Annotated in this window: 18 protein-coding genes and 1 pseudogene; 7 read left to right on the plus strand and 12 right to left on the minus strand. The window is 65.4% G+C overall.

What is annotated here, in order from left to right; translation table 11 throughout:
• Positions 1-209: 209 nt before the first annotated feature.
• Together FHG66_RS22690 and FHG66_RS17730 are read right to left on the minus strand one after the other, a co-directional pair.
• The gene (locus FHG66_RS22690) at positions 210-605 is read right to left on the minus strand and encodes a P-type ATPase actuator domain-containing protein (protein WP_176556328.1); all 396 of its coding nucleotides are present in this window, start codon (positions 603-605) and stop codon (positions 210-212) included.
• 199 nt (positions 606-804) lie between these two features.
• A complete protein-coding gene (locus FHG66_RS17730) occupies positions 805-1500 on the minus strand; it encodes an HAD family hydrolase (RefSeq protein ID WP_139078385.1) in 696 nt (231 codons plus the stop codon).
• Positions 1501-1900: 400 nt separating this feature from the next.
• Here FHG66_RS17730 and FHG66_RS17735 point away from each other — a divergent pair, with 400 nt between their 5' ends.
• From FHG66_RS17735 to FHG66_RS17760, 6 genes are all read left to right on the plus strand, one after another.
• Positions 1901-4039, plus strand: coding sequence for a putative bifunctional diguanylate cyclase/phosphodiesterase (locus FHG66_RS17735; protein WP_176556329.1), 2139 nt, complete (start codon positions 1901-1903; stop codon positions 4037-4039).
• A 345-nt stretch (positions 4040-4384) separates the two neighbouring features.
• A complete protein-coding gene (locus tag FHG66_RS17740) occupies positions 4385-5443 on the plus strand; it encodes an SIS domain-containing protein (protein ID WP_246082669.1) in 1059 nt (352 codons plus the stop codon).
• 317 nt (positions 5444-5760) lie between these two features.
• Complete coding sequence (locus tag FHG66_RS17745) at positions 5761-6162, plus strand: hypothetical protein (RefSeq protein ID WP_139078387.1); 402 nt, start codon at positions 5761-5763, stop codon at positions 6160-6162.
• Positions 6163-6771: 609 nt separating this feature from the next.
• Positions 6772-7950, plus strand: coding sequence for a pre-peptidase C-terminal domain-containing protein (locus FHG66_RS17750; RefSeq protein ID WP_139078388.1), 1179 nt, complete (start codon positions 6772-6774; stop codon positions 7948-7950).
• A 269-nt stretch (positions 7951-8219) separates the two neighbouring features.
• Positions 8220-8957 (plus strand): ABC transporter ATP-binding protein, encoded by a 738-nt coding sequence (locus FHG66_RS22005; RefSeq protein WP_139078389.1) that lies wholly within the window; start codon positions 8220-8222, stop codon positions 8955-8957.
• Positions 8954-9742: an ABC transporter permease gene (locus FHG66_RS17760; protein WP_218013901.1), complete on the plus strand. Its 789-nt coding sequence runs from the start codon at positions 8954-8956 to the stop codon at positions 9740-9742. Before FHG66_RS22005 ends, FHG66_RS17760 begins: the two co-directional genes overlap by 4 nt.
• Here FHG66_RS17760 and FHG66_RS17765 read toward each other — a convergent pair.
• The 5 genes from FHG66_RS17765 to FHG66_RS17785 form a co-directional block, all read right to left on the minus strand.
• A complete protein-coding gene (locus tag FHG66_RS17765; protein ID WP_139078391.1) occupies positions 9739-10329 on the minus strand; it encodes an ABC transporter ATP-binding protein in 591 nt (196 codons plus the stop codon). The two genes, FHG66_RS17760 and FHG66_RS17765, sit on opposite strands and share 4 nt — an antisense overlap.
• Positions 10326-11075 (minus strand): ABC transporter permease, encoded by a 750-nt coding sequence (locus FHG66_RS17770; protein ID WP_139078402.1) that lies wholly within the window; start codon positions 11073-11075, stop codon positions 10326-10328. The genes FHG66_RS17765 and FHG66_RS17770 overlap by 4 nt, the downstream gene beginning before the upstream one ends.
• Before the next feature lie 109 nt (positions 11076-11184).
• A complete protein-coding gene (locus FHG66_RS17775; RefSeq protein WP_139078392.1) occupies positions 11185-11637 on the minus strand; it encodes a cupredoxin domain-containing protein in 453 nt (150 codons plus the stop codon).
• Positions 11638-11651: 14 nt separating this feature from the next.
• Positions 11652-12614, minus strand: a complete 963-nt coding sequence (locus tag FHG66_RS17780) for a YVTN family beta-propeller repeat protein (RefSeq protein ID WP_218013902.1) — start codon at positions 12612-12614, stop codon at positions 11652-11654.
• A complete protein-coding gene (locus tag FHG66_RS17785) occupies positions 12614-13804 on the minus strand; it encodes an ABC transporter substrate-binding protein (RefSeq protein WP_139078394.1) in 1191 nt (396 codons plus the stop codon). The genes FHG66_RS17780 and FHG66_RS17785 overlap by 1 nt, the downstream gene beginning before the upstream one ends.
• 67 nt (positions 13805-13871) lie before the next feature.
• On the opposite strand from FHG66_RS17785, the gene FHG66_RS17790 reads away from it, so the two are divergent.
• Positions 13872-14381 carry a DUF3280 domain-containing protein gene (locus FHG66_RS17790; protein ID WP_139078395.1) on the plus strand — a complete coding sequence of 170 codons (510 nt, stop codon included), beginning with the start codon at positions 13872-13874 and terminating at the stop codon, positions 14379-14381.
• A gap of 14 nt (positions 14382-14395) precedes the next feature.
• Here the strand turns inward: FHG66_RS17790 and FHG66_RS17795 are convergent, their stop codons facing one another.
• The 5 genes and pseudogenes from FHG66_RS17795 to FHG66_RS17815 form a co-directional block, all read right to left on the minus strand.
• Positions 14396-14935 carry a PQQ-dependent catabolism-associated CXXCW motif protein gene (locus FHG66_RS17795; RefSeq protein ID WP_139078396.1) on the minus strand — a complete coding sequence of 180 codons (540 nt, stop codon included), beginning with the start codon at positions 14933-14935 and terminating at the stop codon, positions 14396-14398.
• A 4-nt stretch (positions 14936-14939) separates the two neighbouring features.
• A complete protein-coding gene (locus FHG66_RS17800) occupies positions 14940-15800 on the minus strand; it encodes a substrate-binding domain-containing protein (RefSeq protein ID WP_139078397.1) in 861 nt (286 codons plus the stop codon).
• A complete protein-coding gene (locus FHG66_RS17805) occupies positions 15760-16296 on the minus strand; it encodes a c-type cytochrome, methanol metabolism-related (RefSeq protein WP_139078398.1) in 537 nt (178 codons plus the stop codon). The genes FHG66_RS17800 and FHG66_RS17805 overlap by 41 nt, the downstream gene beginning before the upstream one ends.
• A gap of 79 nt (positions 16297-16375) precedes the next feature.
• Complete coding sequence (locus FHG66_RS17810; protein ID WP_139078399.1) at positions 16376-18160, minus strand: methanol/ethanol family PQQ-dependent dehydrogenase; 1785 nt, start codon at positions 18158-18160, stop codon at positions 16376-16378.
• Between the two features lie 610 nt (positions 18161-18770).
• Positions 18771-18974 (minus strand): annotated as a pseudogene (locus FHG66_RS17815) (S-(hydroxymethyl)glutathione dehydrogenase); the annotation flags it as partial.

An 18974-nucleotide genomic window follows, 5' to 3' on the forward strand; every position in this document is an offset into this window, starting at 1 on the left:
AGAATCCGACGGCCAGAAGGCCGAGCCATCCAATCAGCCGCGCCGTGGTCCGCTGCAGGAGCGTCGCTTCGGGCGCAATGGCCGCAAAGGACGTACCGATGCGCCCCAGACGCGTGCCCGCCCCTGTCCGCAGCACGCCTGCGACGCCCTGCCCCCTCGTGATCAGGCTGCCGGAGAACAGCCAGGGAGTTCCCTCGCCGCCCGGCTCCTCATCGGCGATGGCCTCCTCGGGGCCGCTTCGTCACAGCCACAGCCTCGCCCGTGAGCGCGGACTCGTCGACGGTCAGGGCATCCCCGGACAGCAGGACGCTGTCGGCGGGCAGACGTTCCCCTTCCCCAACGAGGATCACCTCTCCCGGTACCAGGTCGCGCGAGGGAACCTTCCTCTCGGCGCCGTCGCGGATGACCCGAGCCATGGGCTCGGCCAGGTGGCGCAACCGCACGAGGTCTCGTTCGGTTCTGGCCTCCTGGGCCACGACGAGCGTGACCGAGACCGCCGCGCCCAAGCACAAGAACAGCGCCGCGCCTAGGTCGCCAGGCACGAGGTAAAGTGCCGCCGCGCTGATCAAGAGCAGGACCATCGGCTCGCGCAACGTGGCGGTCACGAGTCTCGCCAAGCCGCGGCGCGGAGCAGCAGGCATCACGTCGGCGCCGATCCACCTCCGCGGCGCTCAGGCCCTTTGCCGGATCGCAATGCTCCATGATCGCGCCCTTGGAGGTGTGCGGGCCGGAATGCCTGCCCAAGTTCGCCAGCTTTCACCTGCCGGAACGGGAAGTCTAATCGAACAAGGCCGCAGGACCCTGTCAGCCCTGGGCAGCGATCCAGTCCGGCAGATCGGCGATCGTTTCCAGAACCGCGTCCGCCATAGGCGCAAGGGTCGCGCGATCAGCGAGCCCGGTCAGGACCGCGACCCCGGACATCCCGGCCGCGCGGGCTGCCATCAGGTCATGAAGGCTGTCACCGACCATCACGCACTCCGCAGGATCGAGCCGGGTCGCATGGGCAAAGGCGAGCAGTTGCCCCGCGTCGGGCTTCGCCCCCCAGCCGCTGTCATGGCAGGCGATGAAATCGAACGCGCCTTCGACTCCGGCCGCGCGCAGATGGGCCCGTGCGGAGACTTCAGCGTCGTTGGTCGCGATCCCGAGCGCCAGCCCCATCTTGGCCAGTCGGTCCAGAAGGTCCGCAAGAGGAGCGGCCTCGACCTGCGGAGCCTGGGCCGCTCGGGCGTCCATTCGCTGGATCAGCTCGGCCTTGCCAGTGCCCGGCAGGTGAGGAAGCAGCGCGTCGGCCAGGACGTCGGTGGTCGCCGCGATGACGGTGTCGGATCGGAAACGCTTCGTGCGCAAATCATAGCCCAGAACCTGGGCCAGGCGCTCGACAAGCAGCGGGTCGCCATTGGCTTCGACGTGGAGCATGCCAAGGCTCCAGGCTCCCCAAGTCGCCTGGAAATCGAACAACGTCCCATCCTTGTCGAACACGATGCCTTTGATCCGAGGCATGCCGCCCACTCCCGGTCGCCGCACGACCTGTTTGCCCCATCCAGCGTTCGTTTGTTACTCGTTTGAGCGACAGGCAGGCCATTCCTCTTCCACTTGTCACCCCCGATCTCAATCACAACCATGGCGGACCTGCATCAGGGCGAGGTTCAGGGCTTGGCAACGGCCACCTCGGGCGTGCGAACTTGGTCCGCTTGGACCTAAGTACGCCTGAGGCAGGTCCGCCGACCGCTCCGATCAAGGATTCCAGCCCTCAGCGGACCGCTTGGTTTACGCTTCGTTAATCATTTTGTCATGTCATGGTGGCCGGCCGTTCCCCGTGTCCCGAGGAAGCGTCCTTGTTATGGGCCGGGTCGGTTGCGACCCAAGTCGAGGAGTGGGTGCTCTGAACGGCAGGAAGAGCATGCATCGACTGCCCACTCGGATCGTCGCCCTGATGATCGGGACGCTTCTGGTCGTCCTGATAGCCGTGAGCGGGTCGATGATCTGGATGAGCCGGACGCTCGATGCCCAGGCCCGTGACCAGTCACTGGCGCAAGTCCGCACAGCGCGCGCCAACCTGCTGACCCAGGTGCGTCTGACGACGCTCGACTACACGAAGTGGGAAACCGCCGTCGATGCCGTCCGGGCCAAGGACAGCGACTGGCTTTACCTGAACATCGGAGCCGCCGCGACGGTAGGCCAGGTGGTCCAGCTCGTCCTGATCTGGGGCGGACCGTTCGCCAGTGACATCGGCTGGACCGACGACGGGGTGGAGGCGGGACGAACCTCTCTCCTCGACCCCGCCACACTGGGTCTCATCGAGCACCGTGTCGGGGCAACCCCCATCCGCAGCTTCGAGAGCGCGGACTTCTTCGTCTGGCACAGCGGAGGCGTTTTCGCCCTTGGCGCCGCGCGCTTCGAGGTGGTGAAAGGCGAGAACGGAGTCAGGATCCCCGACCGGCAAGCCGCAAGGCTGGCCATGGGGCGACGCATCACTCCTCAGTCCCTTGCGACCATCGAGGACAACTACCTCCTGACCGGCCTCGAGATCGTCCATGCGGCGCCCGAGGGTCGGCCGAACCTGCCCCTCCTGGGCGGCGACGGTCGGCCGGTGGCCTACCTGACCTGGGACGCGCCGACGCCCGGGACGGCCCTGCTGGGCCGGATGCTTCCATGGCTTGGACTGCTCGCAATGACGGTGCTGGCCATGGCGGGTGTCGGCATCGTGCTCGTCCGGCGGACGGCTCAGCACCTCGTGACGGCCGAGCGGAGCGCCTCGACGGCCGCGCGGACGGACGCGATGACCGGGCTACCCAACCGCGCGGCCTTCAACGAGGCCCTGGCCCGGCCGGCCCGCGCGGGCGAGCGGGCGATCCTCTTTCTCGACGTCAATGACTTCAAGCGCATCAACGACAGCATCGGCCATGCTGCCGGCGACCACATCGTGGTCCATGTCGCCAGGCGCCTGGCCAAGCTTTCCAGCCCCGAACGGTTCCTTGCCCGGATCGCCGGGGACGAGTACGTCTTCGTAGTCACGGGGCCGAGCGCAGAGTTTAGGGTCCGGTGGCTGGCCCATGCGGCCGAACAGGTGCTGGCCAATCCGTTCAAGGTGCAAGGGCATCAAGTCCAGGTCACGATGGCCATGGGCTATGCGGTTCAGGCCGTGGACGACATGACCGGGGCCGACCTCGTCCGGCAGGCAGACCTCGCCATGTACGAAGCCAAAAGCCATAAGGGGTCCGGGCCCGTTGCCTTCGGTGCGGTCATCGAGCAGGCCTCCCGGGATGCAGCTGTCATCGAGCAGAACCTCCGGCGCGCCCTCGAGCATGGAACCGAGATCACCGTCGCCTACCAGCCGATCGTCGGCCCGGACGGCCGCCTGGTCAGGGCCGAGGCCCTGGCACGCTGGACATCGGCCCAGTTGGGCCCGATCACGCCCGACAGATTCGTGGCGGTGGCCGAGCAGGCGGGCCTGATGGTGCAGCTTGGGCGCCGGCTGTTCCAGATCATCTGCGACGACCTCGTGGCCTACCCCGACCTTCATGTCAGCATCAACATTTCTCCGCTTCAACTGATGGCCCCCGACTTCATTCCGATGATCACGGAAGAGTTGCGGGACCGTGGCATCGCCGCCTCGCGGATCGAGATCGAGCTGACCGAGTCCGTCGTGGTGGACGACCCCCGCCTTGCGGCCGACCGGCTGGCGGAGCTTCATGCCACAGGCTTCTCGACCGCGCTGGACGATTTCGGGACGGGATATTCTTCAATAGGCTATCTGGGGCAGCTCCGGTTCGACACCCTCAAGATCGACCGATCCTTCGTGTCCAAGATCCGCAGCTCCCAGGAAGGCGTCGAGATCGTGCGCGGCATGATCATCATGGCCCGCGGCCTGCGCATGAAGGTGGTCTGCGAAGGAATCGAAGCCGCGGAGGAGCTGGAGCTGCTGAGGGCGATGGGCTGCGACTTCGCCCAGGGCTTCCATCTGGGGCGGCCTGCCCCGGTCCAGGTCTTGGTCAATACTTGGCTCTGCTCCACCAGCCCTCAGGCTGCCGTTGCATAGAGCGTCCCGAGGTTGTCCCGCAGCGCTGTCGGGGAACCTTTTCCGGGAAGTACCGGCCGCATCCCGAAAGATGCTCAGTATGGCCCGTTTGTGTCCGAAGAGATCGGCGGGTTTTGAAAGTCAGGGCGAGGGTTAACCAACCCTTAACCTTCTCGGTCGTAACCAGTTGTTAATCATGCGCAGGGAGTTGCAGCCCTGCCCATGAGCCGACGGCGTGCCTTGGGCCAGCGGCACCAGACAGGACATCGAGGCCGAGGGCGCTGGCCCCCCGATCCGTCCCGAAGGGTTTGAAGCCTTGGACCGCCCCGGCCCTGAGCCGGACCAAACCATCGATAGGACAGTGACATGCGGCCCCTCCACGAATCCGACTTCACGGCTGACGCCGAACCCCTGCTGAACTTCGACGAGGCGGGTTTCCTGTCGATCCAAGCCGGGGCCCTGGCCTTGGCGCCCCAGATCGACGCCGCTATCGGCGCGGCCTTGGCAGCCGGAGCGTCCAACATCCATTTCCTGGGAACTGGCGGCGCAGCCATCGTGATGCGCCCGGCCGTGCAGTTGCTTCGGCTCCGGTCTTCCTTTCCCGTGTTCGACGATCCCACCGCTGAACTTCTGGTCTCGGGATCACGGAACCTGACACCCGGATCCATCGTGGTCATCCCATCACAGTCCGGAACCACGAGGGAGAGCGTGGAGATCCTCGAACTGGCCCACAGCAGGGGCGCCACTGTCGTCACGCTTGTCGGTAACCGCGACACGCCGCTGGGCCAAGGTGGCGATCATGTCCTGGTGAACGCCACGACAGACGCGACCTCGTCCGAGAACTACTACCTTCAGGGCCTGCTGGTGGCGCTTTCGGTGCTGCGCCATCGACAGGAGATCGATGACTATGAGGCGCTTCTGTCTGGCCTGCGGACCCTTCCTCAGGAACTCGTGAACATGAAGCGCATCATGGAGCCTCGGGCCGTCGACTACGCCCGAGCCCTGGCCTCGCGGGACTACCACATCCTCACCGCCGCGGGGTCGGCCTGGCCCGAAGCCTGCTCCTACGGCATGTGCGTGTTGGAGGAGATGCAATGGATCCGGGTGCGGCCTGTGCATGCCTCGGACTTCTTCCACGGCACCTTCGAGCTTCTCGAACCGGGGGTGAGCGTCGTCCTCCTGAAGGGTGAAGATGCCACGCGGCCACTGGCCGAGCGGGTCGAACGCTTTGTCGCCAGCATCGGCGGCGGCCTTTCGGTCATCGACACACGCGACTTCCCATCGATCGGCCTGTCCGACGACCTACGCGCCCTGCTCACGCCGGTGATCCTGACCACTGTCCTCGAACGGGTCAGCGCGCAACTGGAAGTGATCCGCAACCACCCGCTGTCGACCAGGCGCTACTTCCGCCGGGTCTCCTACTGAGCGGATCATCGATCGGGGTTAGGGGCTGAATGGTCGCCGCAGTCGGAACGGTACGGCCGGATCTGCACAGATCATGGACCGGCCTATCGTCGAAGCATGACCAGGGTGTCAGTCCTTGCAGGCGAATGAGGCCGGAAGGTCGGGCGCAACCTTTGGGCCGGTTGTCGCAATCCTCGATGAAACGGCGGCAAACACGGAAAGACTCTGTTAAAGCTGAGTCAATGACTTCCTATCGCGAGCTTGCCGCGGGCCCGGGGCAGCGACTACCCCTGAGGGGGCGGCCGGACAGATCGGCCGCCCATCGGTGGAGGCCCAAGATGCTCGGAGCAACTGTCCTGGCGACTGAGAGGAAGCTGTCGATCCGCTGGCCCGGCGCCGTCATCTGTGGCTTTCTCATGGTGGTATCCTCCGCAGCCTGGCTCGCTGGCGGAGCCCCGAATCCCCTGGCGCGGTCCACCCCGCCCGAACCCTTGATCCAGGACATCCTTGAGGCGGCCGCGCTCGAGGGAACCTATGCCTACGACCCGGTCAGCGAGGCCGCCAACATGCCGCCGCGCGAGATGCTCGAAGGGCCTTACGTCATGGTGACCACCGCGCGCCACCGGCAGGCAAAGCCCCAGACGCTGCTTCTGGCGCCGACAAGCGGCGAATGCGTCCGGTTCGCGCGGGTCATCGCGGAACTTCACGGTCATTTGGCCTTCTGCGAACAGGCCTTCTGAATACTGACATGCCGGCTGACGATTCTGTGCAAGGCATGAGCTTGGCTGATTGATCCAGCCGGACATGCCGGTCGCCACAGAGAAAACCAAAGCCAGTCAGGACGGCCCATGACACCCCAGCCCGGGGTTCCAGGGCCGGGAACGATCCGCTTCAGAAACAGTAGTCGTCAATCCGGTTTCATCAAGCTGCGCTGTGACGCTGCAAGTCTCATGCTGAGGGTCAACAAAAACTGGCAAGCTACTCATTATATGAAGTTTCATTCTGAACCAAGTTGGCGGGCTCAGGTTCAAGGTCGGCTTTGACTGGTGCTATCGCTTGACCCGTTGGCGCCATGGTCGTCGGTTCACCTTATCAGGCATGGCCCCGCTCCTTGGTCGGTTTGGCGAGGGCTTCGATGCCCCAAACGCATGGCGGGTCGGGCACGAAACTGCATCGACCTTGCATCCTGTCGCGGCCCAGAGAGATCTCGGCCAGCAACTGGGCCCAGCCATTCACAAAGCCCTGTTATCGGGTAGCGGACCGCCGACTTTGGGAGACTTGATCCCGCTTTTTCATCTCGCGACGGACGTCCCCACCTCTCGTGCGGACATCCGTCACGGAGATCGACCATGCCGACCACCTTCAGCTTCGACGCAAGCAGCCTGCTGTCAGCAGGCACCCTGGAGCGTGCCGATTTCAGCACGGGCTCCTATCCCGGCCTTGACTACCCGACCTACTTCTCGGCCGTCGCGCCCGCGCAGTCCATCGCCACCTCGGGCGGGGTGGACGTCTTCGCCATGACGCTGATCTCTGGCCACACCTACAAGTTCGACATCGACGGCGGCGCCACGGATCTGGAGTTCGACATCATCGATCAGTCGGGCCAGCGTGTCGGCGGCGCAGACGACTACAACGGCGGCACCGATCCGTTCCTGAGCTTCACCGCAACGCAGACAGGCACCTATTTCATCGCCATCCATCACGCCGCGAACGATTACGTGGACGGCTCTTTTCAGTTCGAGGGCTCGGCAAGCCCGACAGGTCGCTACCAGTTCTCGGTGTCCACCCAGAGCCTCCCTAGCTACAGCTACACTCTCACGAGTTTTACCGATTCCAAAAGCTTCTCTGCCAATTCGCAGACCGTCCGAGCAGTGAGCGGGAACGACTCCATTTGGCTCAATGGCGGGGACGACATCGGCTTGGGCGGGGACGGCGCAGACACGCTCTATGGTGGCGACGGCATGGATGAGCTGTCTGGGGGCACCGGAGCCGACCGGCTGGATGGCGGATTGGGCGACGATGTCCTGCGCGGAGGAGCCGATACCGACCGGCTTTATGGCGGCACCGAAAGGGACGGCCTGTCCGGGGGCGCGGCCAACGACGTCCTGTTCGGGGGCACGGGGGACGACACGCTCTGGGGTGAGGCCGGAGCCGATACCCTGTTCGGCGATCAAGGCCATGACTTCCTGCGCGGCGGCGACGGCCTTGACGTGCTCTATGGCGGTGCAGGAGCGGACACCTTCCACTTTCTTCGCGGCGAAGCGCCGGCCAGTGTGTACGCGGCCGAGGATCGCATCGAGGATTTCCAGATCGGGGACCGGGTTGACCTGAGCGATCTGGCTTGGGGCGTGCTGACCTGGCGCGGCTCGTCGGCCTTCAGCGCCGCGAACCAGGTTCGAATCGTCGAGTTGAAGAGCGGTTACACCGACATCAGGGTGAACCTCGACTCCGACCCGGCCGCCGAGTTCGAGGTGCTGCTGAAGACCGCCGGCACCTTCGATCTTCTCAGTCAGGATTTCATTCTCTGAGGGGAAGGCGTGCTTCGGTCCTTTGCCGCGATCTGATCCTACGGGGTGACGGGCACCCGGCAGGGGCCGCCCGTCAGGCTTGGCGCGTTAGCGCCTGCGACGCTCGACGACGCTCGGCGATCCGGGGCTGCGCAGCGATCCGGTCCTGCGGCTGTCTGGCCAGCCGCGCGGACGAGGCCCCACACTAAGACGTCATCGCCCCGAACCCTGCGCCCCCGCTTGCCACCTGCGTCTGGCCGGGCAATCGTGCACGCGACAGGAGGACGAGCATGGCAACCAACAGCGCGGCGGCTGGCCTTTCATTGCAAGGCGTAACCTACCGCTATGGACCGCGCGTCGCCTTGGACGAGGTTTCGTTCGAGGTGGGCGGCGGCCGGTTCTGCGCGCTCCTGGGCCCGAACGGGGCAGGCAAGTCGACCCTGTTCGCGCTTCTCACCGGGCTCCTCGCCCCGCCGCCGGGATCGGTCCGCGTGGCCGGTCACGACATCCGTACGCATCCTACGCGGGCTCTGGCGTGCCTGGGCGTCGTGTTCCAGTCGGCCACGCTGGACCTTGACCTGACCGTGGAGCAGAACCTGCGCTACTTCGCGGCCCTGCATGGCTTGGCGGGACGGGAAGCGGGGCTCCGCATCTCGGCTGCACTGGAGCGGCTCGGTATGGCCGAGCGCGCCCGCGAACCGGCTCGGGCGCTCAACGGGGGCCACAGGCGCCGGACCGAGATCGCGCGCGCCCTCCTCCATGGGCCGCAGGTGCTGCTGCTCGACGAGCCCACGGTGGGACTCGATGCGGCGGCCCGCGCCGGGATTACCGCGCATGTGCACGCCTTGGCCCGCGAAGACGGGCTGACCGTGCTATGGGCCACCCATCTCGTGGACGAGGTGGCGCCCGAGGACGACCTGATCATCCTCCACCAGGGACGTGTGCTGCGGCAGGCCACGGCCGCCGAGGTGGCGCAGGGCGCGTCCCTGTCCGAGGTCTTCCTGGGGCTGACAGGAGCCGAAGCGTGAAGGGTCCCCTGCTGGCGCTGCGCGCCATCGTGGCCCGGGAGGCCCTGCGGTTCGTCCATCAGCGCGAGCGCTTCTTGGCGGCCCTAGTTCGTCCTCTTGTGTGGCTGCTGGTCTTTGCGGCAGGATTTCGCGCCGCGCTTGGGCTTTCCATCACGCCCCCCTACAGCACCTACATCGAGTACGAGACCTATATCGTGCCAGGGTTGTGTGGGATGATCCTGCTCTTCAACGGCATGCAGTCGTCGCTGAGCCTCGTCTACGACCGCGAGATGGGGTCCATGCGGTTGCTGCTCACGGCGCCGCTGCCACGCTGGTGGCTACTTCTCTGCAAGCTGCTGGCCGGCACCCTTGTCGGCGTGCTGCAGGCTTACGCTTTTCTCGCTCTGGCCTGGGTCTGGGGCGTGCGCCTGCCGCCCTTGGGCTATCTGGCCGCCCTGCCCGCCCTTGTGGCAGCCGGGCTCATGCTCGGGGCGCTGGGGCTGGCGCTGTCGTCCCGCATCCGCCAGCTGGAGAACTTCGCGGGTGTGATGAACTTCGTGATATTCCCGATGTTCTTCCTCAGCTCCGCCCTTTACCCGCTGTGGCGCATGCAGGAGGCAGGGCGAGTCCTGCACACCTTGTGCGCCCTCAACCCCTTCACCCATGCCGTCGAGCTCGTACGTTTCGCGCTCTACCTCCAGTCCAATCCGGCTGCGCTGCTGTGGACCACGCTGGCGACCTTAGTGCTCCTCGCTCTCGCGCTGCGGGGCTATGATCCAGCGCGCGGCGTGGTGCGGAAAGGCTAGGCCAGTGTCGCCGGAGAGCCTTGCAGGCGGCAGATCCGGTCGCCCAGCCGCTGCGCCTCGGCCAAGACATGGGTGACGAGCAGGACCGAGGGCCGTGTTTCCGCGATCAGGCTTTCGGTCAGGGCAATCATTTCCTCGGACAGGGCCGGATCCAGCGAAACGAAGGGTTCGTCGAGGATCAGAAGTTCGGGCCGGCCGACGAAGGCCCGCGCCAGCGCCACGCGCCGCTGCTGGCCCAAGGACAGCTGACCCGGATACAGGTCAGCTTTGCCGCCAAGCCCAACCCGACCCAGCATCGCGCCAGCGGCTTCGTCGGAAAGGCCAGGATGGGTGAGGGTGAGATTGGCCAGGACGCTGCGCCAACGGAGCAGCGTCGGCTCCTGAAAGACAATGGCGATGTTGTCGGGACGCTCGACCTCCCCATTGAAGACCCGATCGACGCCCGCGACGATGCGCAGCAACGTGCTCTTGCCGACGCCGGACGGACCCAGGACGGCCACCCGCTCTCCGGGGGCGAGCTCAAGATGGACATCCCGGAGGATCTCGGTCCCGCCGAGCGCCTTACGGCGGACATGGATGCGGATCATGCCGTGCGCCAGCGGCGGACCCGCGCTTCCCAGGGCTGAAGAACAGCCGCCTCGACCAGCAGCATCACCGTGACGAAGGACAGCGCATAGATCAGCACCATGCCCACGTCGAACAGCTGGAAATACAGATGAATCTTGAAGCCGATCCCGTTCGACCGCCCCAAGAACTCGACCACGAGGACGATCTTCCAGATCACCGCCACTCCACCACGGGCGGCGGCGGCGATGTACGGGGCCAATTGCGGCAGGACGACATGGCGAAGCTGCGACAGGCGCGACATCCGATACACCCGCGCCATCGCCGACAGTTCGGGGTCGAGGGCGCGCGCGCCTTCACGGATGACGATGACCACGTTGGGTATCTTGTTGAGCGTCACCGCGACGATGGCGGCCGTCTCGTTGAGGCCGATCCAGAGATAGCACAGCACGATCAGCACGAGCGCCGGAAGGTTCAGGAACACGACCAGCCATGGATCGAGCCACAGGTCGAGCTTGCGGCTGGTTCCCATAAGATAGCCGAGGGCGACGCCGATCGACATCGCCAGGACAAAGGCCCAGGCCACGCGGATCAGCGTCCATGACAGGTGCCGGAAAAGCTCGCCCGACCCGATCTCTTGCGCCAGTGGGCCGAGAAGGGACCACGGGGTGGGCAAGACGTTCGGATCGGCGGTCAAGGCCGCCGCTACAGTCCAGAGCCCGATGATGGACGCGAGCGACACGAATCGTGCCGCGGCTTTTCCCTGCAGGTCAGCCAAGGCCGCCTGCCTTGGCCACCACGCCCGCGAACGCTCTCTCCCTCGGTCCCTGCACAGTCGTCAAACGCGCCCTCCCCGTGACGGCATGCCGTTCGCCCTGTCAGCGGATGGCGAACTCGACCCTCTGGGTTTCGCCGCTGCTGCCCGGGATCTCAAGATGATAGCTGCCCGGCCTGATCGCGACAAAGGACAGCCGTGCGCTTCCGGCGTCATCGAACTCCAGGCTGTCCACCGCCATCGGACGGACTTCGATGTCATTGATGACGATCTCGTTGATCCAGATCGAGCGGAAGAAGTCGGCGCCGGCGATCGCCAGTTCGGCCGACCCGTCCGACGTGATCTCCAGTTCGTAGTAGGCCCCCGACTGGAGTTCCACCGGCTGCGTGCCGTCGTACAGCGGCTGCCCTGACGACAGGGTGATCGCGACAGGCTCCCCCCGATTGCAGTTCGCAAGCAGGCCCGCGAAGCCGAAGTCCTCGCACAGCGGTGCGGCCTGCACGGGCGCCGTCGCAAGAAGTCCGATCACAGGCGCCAACAATCCCATGGAGCGCATCAACTGTCCTTTCGTCATTGCGGCGTCACCACCACGCCCCAGGGCTGCTGCCCGACCGGGACGGACTGGACCACCTCGCCTGCGGCCACGTCGATGATGGACACGTCGTTCGAGTTGCCGTTCGTGGTGATCAGGAACTTCTCGTCCGGCGTGAAGGCCAGTTGCCAGACCCGCTGGCCCACGAGCAGGTAGTCCAGCACCTCCCAGGTCTTGCCATCGACCACGGCCACCCGGTTCGAAGGACCAAGGGCCACGAAGACGCGGCTGCCGTCCTGTGTCACCCGCACGCCAACGGGCTGGAGGAGCTCGGGCAGGATTCCCGTGACCTCGAAGGTGATCTTGTGGAGAACCTCGCCGCTTGCCGGATCGACCACGCTGACCGTGCCGCCGATCTCGGCGCTCACATACAAAAGCGAGCCGTCGGCCGTGAACTGGGCAAAGCGCGGGCGCTGATCGACCAGCGTGTTCTGCACGATCTCGAAGGTCGTCGTGTCGATGAAATGCGCCATGTTCGTGGTTTCGGAGGTGTTTACCACCCGCGTGCCGTCGGGCGAGATGCCCATGCCTTCCGGCTCCACGCCCACCGGGATCTCGGCCAGGATCTGACGGGTCTTCACATCCGTCACGGTGACGAGGTTGTCATCCTCATTGGCAATGTAAAGCGGGTTACCGGACGGGTGCAGGACAAACAGCTCGGGGTCCGGCCCCGAAGGAAGTTGGTGGAGTTCCTCATAGGTCTCCGTGTCGAAGACCCGGACCGTGTCATCGTCCGAAGCGCAGACATAAAGCTCCTTGCCGTCCGGCGACACGGTGATGCCGCGCGGCCGGTTCCCGGCGGGAAACTCGGCAAGCACCTCCCAGGTCTCGCCATCGAGGACGGTCACGGTGTTGCCACGCTCGTTGCTGACGAACACCTTGTAAGCCTGCGCCGGCAGGGCCACGCCGCTCAGCAGCAGCGCCGCCAGGGCTTGTCGCATCATCCGCTTTCCTCTCCAAAGGCAGTGCATTTCGATTCCGGCCGGTCGAGCCCCAGCGTATCGAGTGGGGAGACCTGGTGGAGGAACCCTTCCTGCGGCGACACGCTGACCGTGATCCTCCCGTCGGTGAGCAGGATCGGCTGCCGAAGCTCCCCGTTCCAGTCGCGGAAGGTCAGGGGTTGCCCCTTGAAGGCCGCCACCTCGAAGTCGGGCCCGAGCATGTAGTCGCGGAGCGCATCGGGATCCGCCGACTGCGTCCGGGTCACGGCCTCGCCCACGACGCGCAAGGCGAGCCAGGCCTGATAATCCTCCTCGCGCATCGGGCGACCAGCCAGTTCCTCGAAACGGTTCTGCATCTGCGTGGCGCCCCAGGCCTCGTGAGCCGGGTGCCACGTGACCGGGCGCAGCCCGGCAGAGCCCGTGACCGGCGCGGCGTCCCAGGTCTGGAACGGCAGGTAGGGCGCGAAGATATCGTTCGCATCCGCCGCCACGACCACGCTGTGCCGCGACGCACCCTGCGTAAAGACCGGGATCTGCCGCTGCACCAGCACGTGGCCCGAGTCGGTCGCACGCGCTCCGCCAGTGTCCGTGAACTCGCGCGTCTCGACGATCCTGGCGCCGAACTTGGCAGCCGAGGCCTCGTAGGCTGCGGCCAGCGACAGGTCTTCGGGGTGAGAGCCATGGATGACGAGCCAGCGGTCCCAGCGCTTCCAGACAAGGAACTGGGCGAGCGCATCGGTCAGCATCTGCTCGCTTGGCGCGACATGGAGGACGTTGGCCCTGCAGTCCTCGCTCCGGAGGCTTTCGTCGGTGGCGCGGGCGTTCAGGATCAGCGTCCCTCCCGGGGCGGCATCCGCGAAGCCCAGGAGGTCGTCGTGCCGCGCCATGACGATGATGATGCGATAACCATCAGCGATGAGTTGGTCGAAGGTCGACCGGGCCTCCTCGGGCGTGGCAGAGACGGTGCGGGTCTCATACTCCTGGCCAAGGAACTGGCCGGTGGTCTGGTTGTCCTCGGTCGCCAGCACCGCTCCGGCAAAGCCCAGATCCTCGGTTGGAAGGTCCAGGCGCGAGATCGGTAGCAGCGACGGGTAATCGACGCGCAGGACCGCAGCCGCCACGTTCTGCGCGTTGGCAGGAAGCCCGGCCAGGATCCCGAACAAGCACAGCGCAGCCACGGGTCTCAGCATGGAAGGCACCCCCTGGTGGCGCGACCGTGCCGCGTTATCTGTTTTGGGTCAGTCACAGGATGCCGCAATGAGACGTCCCCTTTCGATCCTCGCCGCCCTTGTGTTGGCAGCGCCCGGAGCGGCCCAAGACCTGGAGCCGCTGCAACCAGGAGCGTCGGTCGCTTACTTCGGGCTTCATTTCATCGATACCTCGACCGAGGGCGCCTACAACGGCATCCGCGAGGACGAGACCGAGAGGCTTGCCCTCCTTGAGGAGTCGGTCCGCCAGAGGTTCCTCGAAGAGGGCTTTGAACTCGTGGACCTTGGTCCCGTGACCGAGGAACTCGCGCGGACCAAAAGTCCAGCCGACTGCAACGGCTGCGACGTCCGAATGGCCGAGCGGCTTGGTGCGGACTATTCCCTGGTCGGGGAAGTGCAGAAGGTTTCCAACCTCATCCTGTCCATGAACCTCGCCTTGCGCGAGGTCGAGACGGATCGCCTCGTCCGGATGCTGGCCGTCGATATCCGCGGAAACACCGACGACTCGTGGCTTCGTGGCGGTCGATACATCCTCAACAACCACTTCTTCCGTGAATAGGACCTGGGTGGAAGTCATGTAGGATCCAGCGGTTCGACTGGCTCCGTCGCGTGACCGGCGCCGGCCCAGCCGTCCGTGCCACCCGGATACCAGTAGACCGAGCGATAGCCCATCTCCGTCGCACGCTTGGCGGCGTTCCACGACATCCAGCAGTCTTCCATGCAGAAGAACAGGATCGGACGCGAAGGGTCGGACTCCGTGACGGTTGCGAGCCCCGCACGGAAATAGGCCTCATCTTCGGGAGGCAGCTTGGAGTAGCCTACGTTAGGTAGCCAGACCGCGCCAGGGATGCTGTCGCGGGGACGGTCCCGCCAGATTGTGCCCTCCGGCAGGTCCGGGGGCCGCACGTCCCGAGGCATGGCGTCGATGAAGATCACTTGCCCTTCTTCCCAGAGCCGATGCGCCTCGTCGGTGTCCACGGTGGTGGCGCCGGTCAGCCCGGCCGGAACCTCGCCCTTGTAGGGCGCGTCGCGGTAGCCCTCGGGCTCGGGGGCCGACTGGGCAAGCACCTGAGTTGGGACTAGACCGACGACTAGGATCAAAACCCGCCACACGGTCCTACCCTTCCGACTTCAGCGCGGTGCCCATGTCGTTGACAAGCGGCACCCCAGCTTCTCGCAGGATGGTGTCGATCCGGTCCTGGTTCCGCCGAAGAAGCGAGTTCAGCTCCCGCTTCCAGGCGTCCTCGCCTTGACGCACGCCCATGGTGATGCGGTAGAACAAATGCGGCATCGCTGTCTCGTGGATGAGAGGCGTGACCGTCAGCGGCAGGCCACGATCCTTCACCATCGGCCCGGCGATGGGGCCCCACATGACCGCCGCGTCGATCGCGCCGGATTCCAGGTCCGCAAGCATGAGGTCTGGAGGTGACTTGTAGCGCCGGTCGGCAAACAGGTCATAGGACCGGATGTCATCGAGAAGACCCTGTTGCGCCATGTGCGTCGCAGGGGGGCTACCCGCGATCACCCCGATCGTGGCCTCCTGAAGTTTGGGATCCGACAGTTCCGTCACCTCTGCCAGTGGCCCATCGCTCGGCACGACGAGGACATAGGCCGAGGTCAGGTAGTGATTGGTGTTGAGAACCATCTCGTCGCCCTGGGCGTAGCCGATGACGACGTCGCATCGGGCGGCGGCTAGGGTGTTGCGGATGAACCCGGTGGACATGGGATACCAGGCGTATTCGACCGGGCGGCCCAGCTCTCCGGCCAGCAGCTCGGCGATCTTGTTCTCGTAGCCCGTCCCATCCTCGGTCGAGGCCGGGTAGGCTGCCGGGTCCGAGCAGACCCGGAACGCCGTCCGCGACACGAGGTCCGAGGTTTGGGCACCCGCAGCTCCGACCCAGAAGGTCAGGAGAGCGAGCGCCGTCCCAAGGATGCGGTCATGCCCCAAGGCAGGATTCCTCGGCTTCACGGATGGCATCGGACTTGTCCTCCCGCTCTGCGGGACGGCCGCGCTCCAGAGCTCCGGTGCCACGCGCCTTGAGATAGACATAGATGTCATCGAGATAGCACATGACGTTCACGTTGGTACCAAAGGCGGGCATGACGTTGTTGTGGCCTGCGTCCACGTTCTGGATGCCGCCGGCGACGATGCCGTAGAAGTCGTAGTAGTCCAGCCGGTTCACCGAATTCTTCAGCGCGGGAGCATAGCTCGATCCTTCGCCGTCAGGCCCGTGGCAGACATGGCATTCCGCATGGTATCGCCGGAATCCGGAGTAGGTCAGCCAATCGACCGTGCCGTCTTCGGCGATGTTGAAGGTGGGGATGTCATCCGCGGTGTAGTAGCGACCGTTCTCTTCGCGAGCGACCGCCGTGGCGGGATCGCTCGAAGGGGCCGTTTCCTGCGACCAGCCCGCCGAGGCCGCCAGTACCAGAACCGTAAGCAGTGCGCCCGGCGCGTGCGGGTAACGCATCATTGGTGGGACTCCTGTTGTCCTGTAGGATGCCGGCGGGAGCAGATGGCCCCCGCCGGCGACTGTCGCTCCGACGATATGATCAGTCGGGCAGCGCGAAGACCGTGAGTTGTCCGCCGAGCGCCGTGTACTCGCTGAGGGCGGCGTAGCCGCCCACGGCGCCAAGGCCTTCGTTCGGATTGGTCAGGCCGGCCGCAAGGCCGATCCCGGCCCAGCCGCCGATGCCCGACAGCACGGCGATGTACTGCTTGCCTTCATGCTCGTAGGTCGTGACGTTCCCGATGATCCCCGAGGGGGTCTTGAAGCGGTAAAGCTCCTCGCCCGTCTCGGCGTCCACCGCCTTGAGGTAGCCTTCGAGCGTGCCGTAGAAGACCACATCGCCGGCCGTGGCCAAAGCGCCCGACCAGACCGAGAACTGCTCGGGCAGCGACCACTTGATCTCCCCGGTCCGGGCGTCCCAGGCGATGAAGTTGCCCATGCCGCCATGGCTGTCCGGAGCCGGATACATCGAGAGCGTCGCCCCGACATAGGGCTGGCCTGCGGTGTAGCTCACGCGGAACGGCTCGTAGTCCATGCAGACGTGGTTCGTCGGCACGTAGAACAGCCCCGTCTCGGGCGAGAAGGACGCCGGCTGCTGGTCCTTGGACCCGAGCGCCGCCGGGCAGATGCCCTCCACGTTCGTGTCCTCGCCAGCCTCGCGGGTCGAGTAGTCAGCGACGACCTGCGGCCGACCGTAGGTTTCGGACTCGGGGTTCAGGTCCACCTCAGTGGCCCAGTTGACCGCCGGGTCGTACTTCTTGGCGTCGATCAGCTCGCCCGTGGCCCGGTCCATGGTATAGACGAAACCGTTCCGGTCGAAGTTGACGAGAAGCTGGCGCATCTCCCCGTCGATCTCCTGATCGACAAGGATGTTCTCATTCACGCCGTCGTAGTCCCACTCGTCATGCGGGGTCTTCTGGTAGAACCACTTGGCCATCCCGTCGTCCGGGTCGCGGGCCATGATGGTCATGGACCACTTGTTGTCTCCAGGACGCTGAGACGGGTTCCAGGTCGAAGGGTTCCCGGTGCCATAATAGACGAGGTCAAGCTCGGGGTCATAGCTGTACCAGCCCCAGGTCGTGCCACCGCCCAGCTGCCACTGGTCGCCTTCCCAGCTTTCGAGGGACGAGTTCTCGCCGATCGGCTCGCCCAGAACCGTCGTCTGCTGTGGGTCGACGAGCATCTCCTCGTCCGGGCCGGTCGAATAGGCGCGCCAGCGCTGCTCTCCGGTCGCCATGTCGTACGCGGTCAGGTGGCCGCGAACGCCGTACTCACCACCCGATACACCCACAAGGATCATGTCCTTGACCGGCAGCACCGTGGCGGTGTTGGTCTGGCCAGCCGACGGGTCTCCGTTCTGCTTGGTCCACTTGACCTCACCGGTCATCGCATCGAGAGCGACGACAGTGGTGTCGGCCTGGTGCAGGAAGATCGTGTTGTTGGCGTAAGCGGCGCCACGGTTCACCGTGTCGCAGCACATGACCGCGATCACGTTCGGGTCCTGCTGGGGTTCGTACTTCCAGACGATCCGGCCCTCTTGGTTCAGATCGAGGGCGTAGACGACGTTCGGGAACGGCGTCGTCACGTACATCATGTTGCCGACGACGAGCGGCCCGCCTTCATGCCCGCGGAGCACACCCGTGGAGAACGTCCATGCGACCTGCAGGTCGCCCACGTTCTCCTTGTTGATCTGCTCTAGCTCTGAAAAGCGGGTATTTGCGTAATCGCCAGTCTGGATGACCCACTGCTTCGGGTCGTCCATCATTCCCATAAGCTCGTCATTGGCAAGCGCAGGGACAGCCCCGCCCACGAAAATCGCGGCGGACATCAGCAGTGAACTTCTCACTTCATACCTCCCAAGGTGCGGAACGGCCTTTTGTCGGCCGGTTTGGACGAGCAGCGCCTCCTCGCTGCCTTTGCTACCCCTGCGCGGGCTCAGGACAGGTCCCGCGGGTGCCATCCGAATGATGTTCCTGGATCAGGTCTCCTCAAGGCCCGGTGAGGCCAGCGCCATGCAGGCCGTCACGTCGTTACGCCAGTCCTCACGTCGCAGGCCCTCGGCCGGCCTGATGGCGCCGGGCCTGTGCCCGAGCGGACGCTTCTGTGATGTCTGGCCGGCCGCCACCCAAGCTGCGCCCGACTCGCTCGCCCCCTGAGTCGACAGGGAACGCCTAAGATTATCAACCACGCCAACGAGGCGTACCACCTCAAGATGCGGCACGAAGCCCACGTTGTCGTGTGCGCTGCCCAAGCTTTCCCCGCTGGTCGCGCGACGTCCGTCTAACCTTGCACCCGCAACCACGCCTGCGATCGCGGCAAGCGATCGGACACACACCGATGCTGCCCTCCGGGGGGCCAGCGAAGCGATCATGACCGCTTCGGATGGGCTTGTCACCGGGGATTTCCGTTCGCCGATGCGCATTCCCAGCCGCAACCCCTCAGTACACCACGACGCCGCGGATGCTTTCGCCGCGTTTCATGAGATCGAAGCCGTCGTTGATGCGGTCGAGGGGCATGGTGTGGGTGATCATGGGGTCGATGGCGATCTTGCCCTCCATGTACCAGTCCACGATCTTCGGGACATCCGTGCGGCCGCGCGCGCCGCCGAAGGCCGTGCCTTTCCAGGTGCGCCCGGTGACGAG

It is taken from the genome of Rubellimicrobium rubrum (assembly GCF_006152115.1).
GTDB lineage: Bacteria > Pseudomonadota > Alphaproteobacteria > Rhodobacterales > Rhodobacteraceae > Rubellimicrobium > Rubellimicrobium rubrum.

Excerpts from the sequence above, each read along its gene's own strand:
- FHG66_RS17800 (WP_139078397.1), bottom strand. The coding sequence starts at position 15,800 with ATGCCATCCGTGAAGCCGAGGAATCCTGCCTTGGGGCATGACCGCATC.
- FHG66_RS17785 (WP_139078394.1), bottom strand. The coding sequence starts at position 13,804 with ATGCTGAGACCCGTGGCTGCGCTGTGCTTGTTCGGGATCCTGGCCGGG.
- FHG66_RS17775 (WP_139078392.1), bottom strand. The coding sequence starts at position 11,637 with ATGCGCTCCATGGGATTGTTGGCGCCTGTGATCGGACTTCTTGCGACG.
- FHG66_RS22005 (WP_139078389.1), top strand. The coding sequence starts at position 8,220 with ATGGCAACCAACAGCGCGGCGGCTGGCCTTTCATTGCAAGGCGTAACC.
- FHG66_RS17735 (WP_176556329.1), top strand. The coding sequence starts at position 1,901 with ATGCATCGACTGCCCACTCGGATCGTCGCCCTGATGATCGGGACGCTT.
- FHG66_RS17790 (WP_139078395.1), top strand. The coding sequence starts at position 13,872 with ATGAGACGTCCCCTTTCGATCCTCGCCGCCCTTGTGTTGGCAGCGCCC.
- FHG66_RS17750 (WP_139078388.1), top strand. The coding sequence starts at position 6,772 with ATGCCGACCACCTTCAGCTTCGACGCAAGCAGCCTGCTGTCAGCAGGC.
- FHG66_RS17740 (WP_246082669.1), top strand. The coding sequence starts at position 4,385 with ATGCGGCCCCTCCACGAATCCGACTTCACGGCTGACGCCGAACCCCTG.
- FHG66_RS17745 (WP_139078387.1), top strand. The coding sequence starts at position 5,761 with ATGCTCGGAGCAACTGTCCTGGCGACTGAGAGGAAGCTGTCGATCCGC.
- FHG66_RS17810 (WP_139078399.1), bottom strand. The coding sequence starts at position 18,160 with ATGTCCGCCGCGATTTTCGTGGGCGGGGCTGTCCCTGCGCTTGCCAAT.
- FHG66_RS17780 (WP_218013902.1), bottom strand. The coding sequence starts at position 12,614 with ATGCGACAAGCCCTGGCGGCGCTGCTGCTGAGCGGCGTGGCCCTGCCG.
- FHG66_RS17805 (WP_139078398.1), bottom strand. The coding sequence starts at position 16,296 with ATGATGCGTTACCCGCACGCGCCGGGCGCACTGCTTACGGTTCTGGTA.
- FHG66_RS17730 (WP_139078385.1), bottom strand. The coding sequence starts at position 1,500 with ATGCCTCGGATCAAAGGCATCGTGTTCGACAAGGATGGGACGTTGTTC.
- FHG66_RS17765 (WP_139078391.1), bottom strand. The coding sequence starts at position 10,329 with ATGATCCGCATCCATGTCCGCCGTAAGGCGCTCGGCGGGACCGAGATC.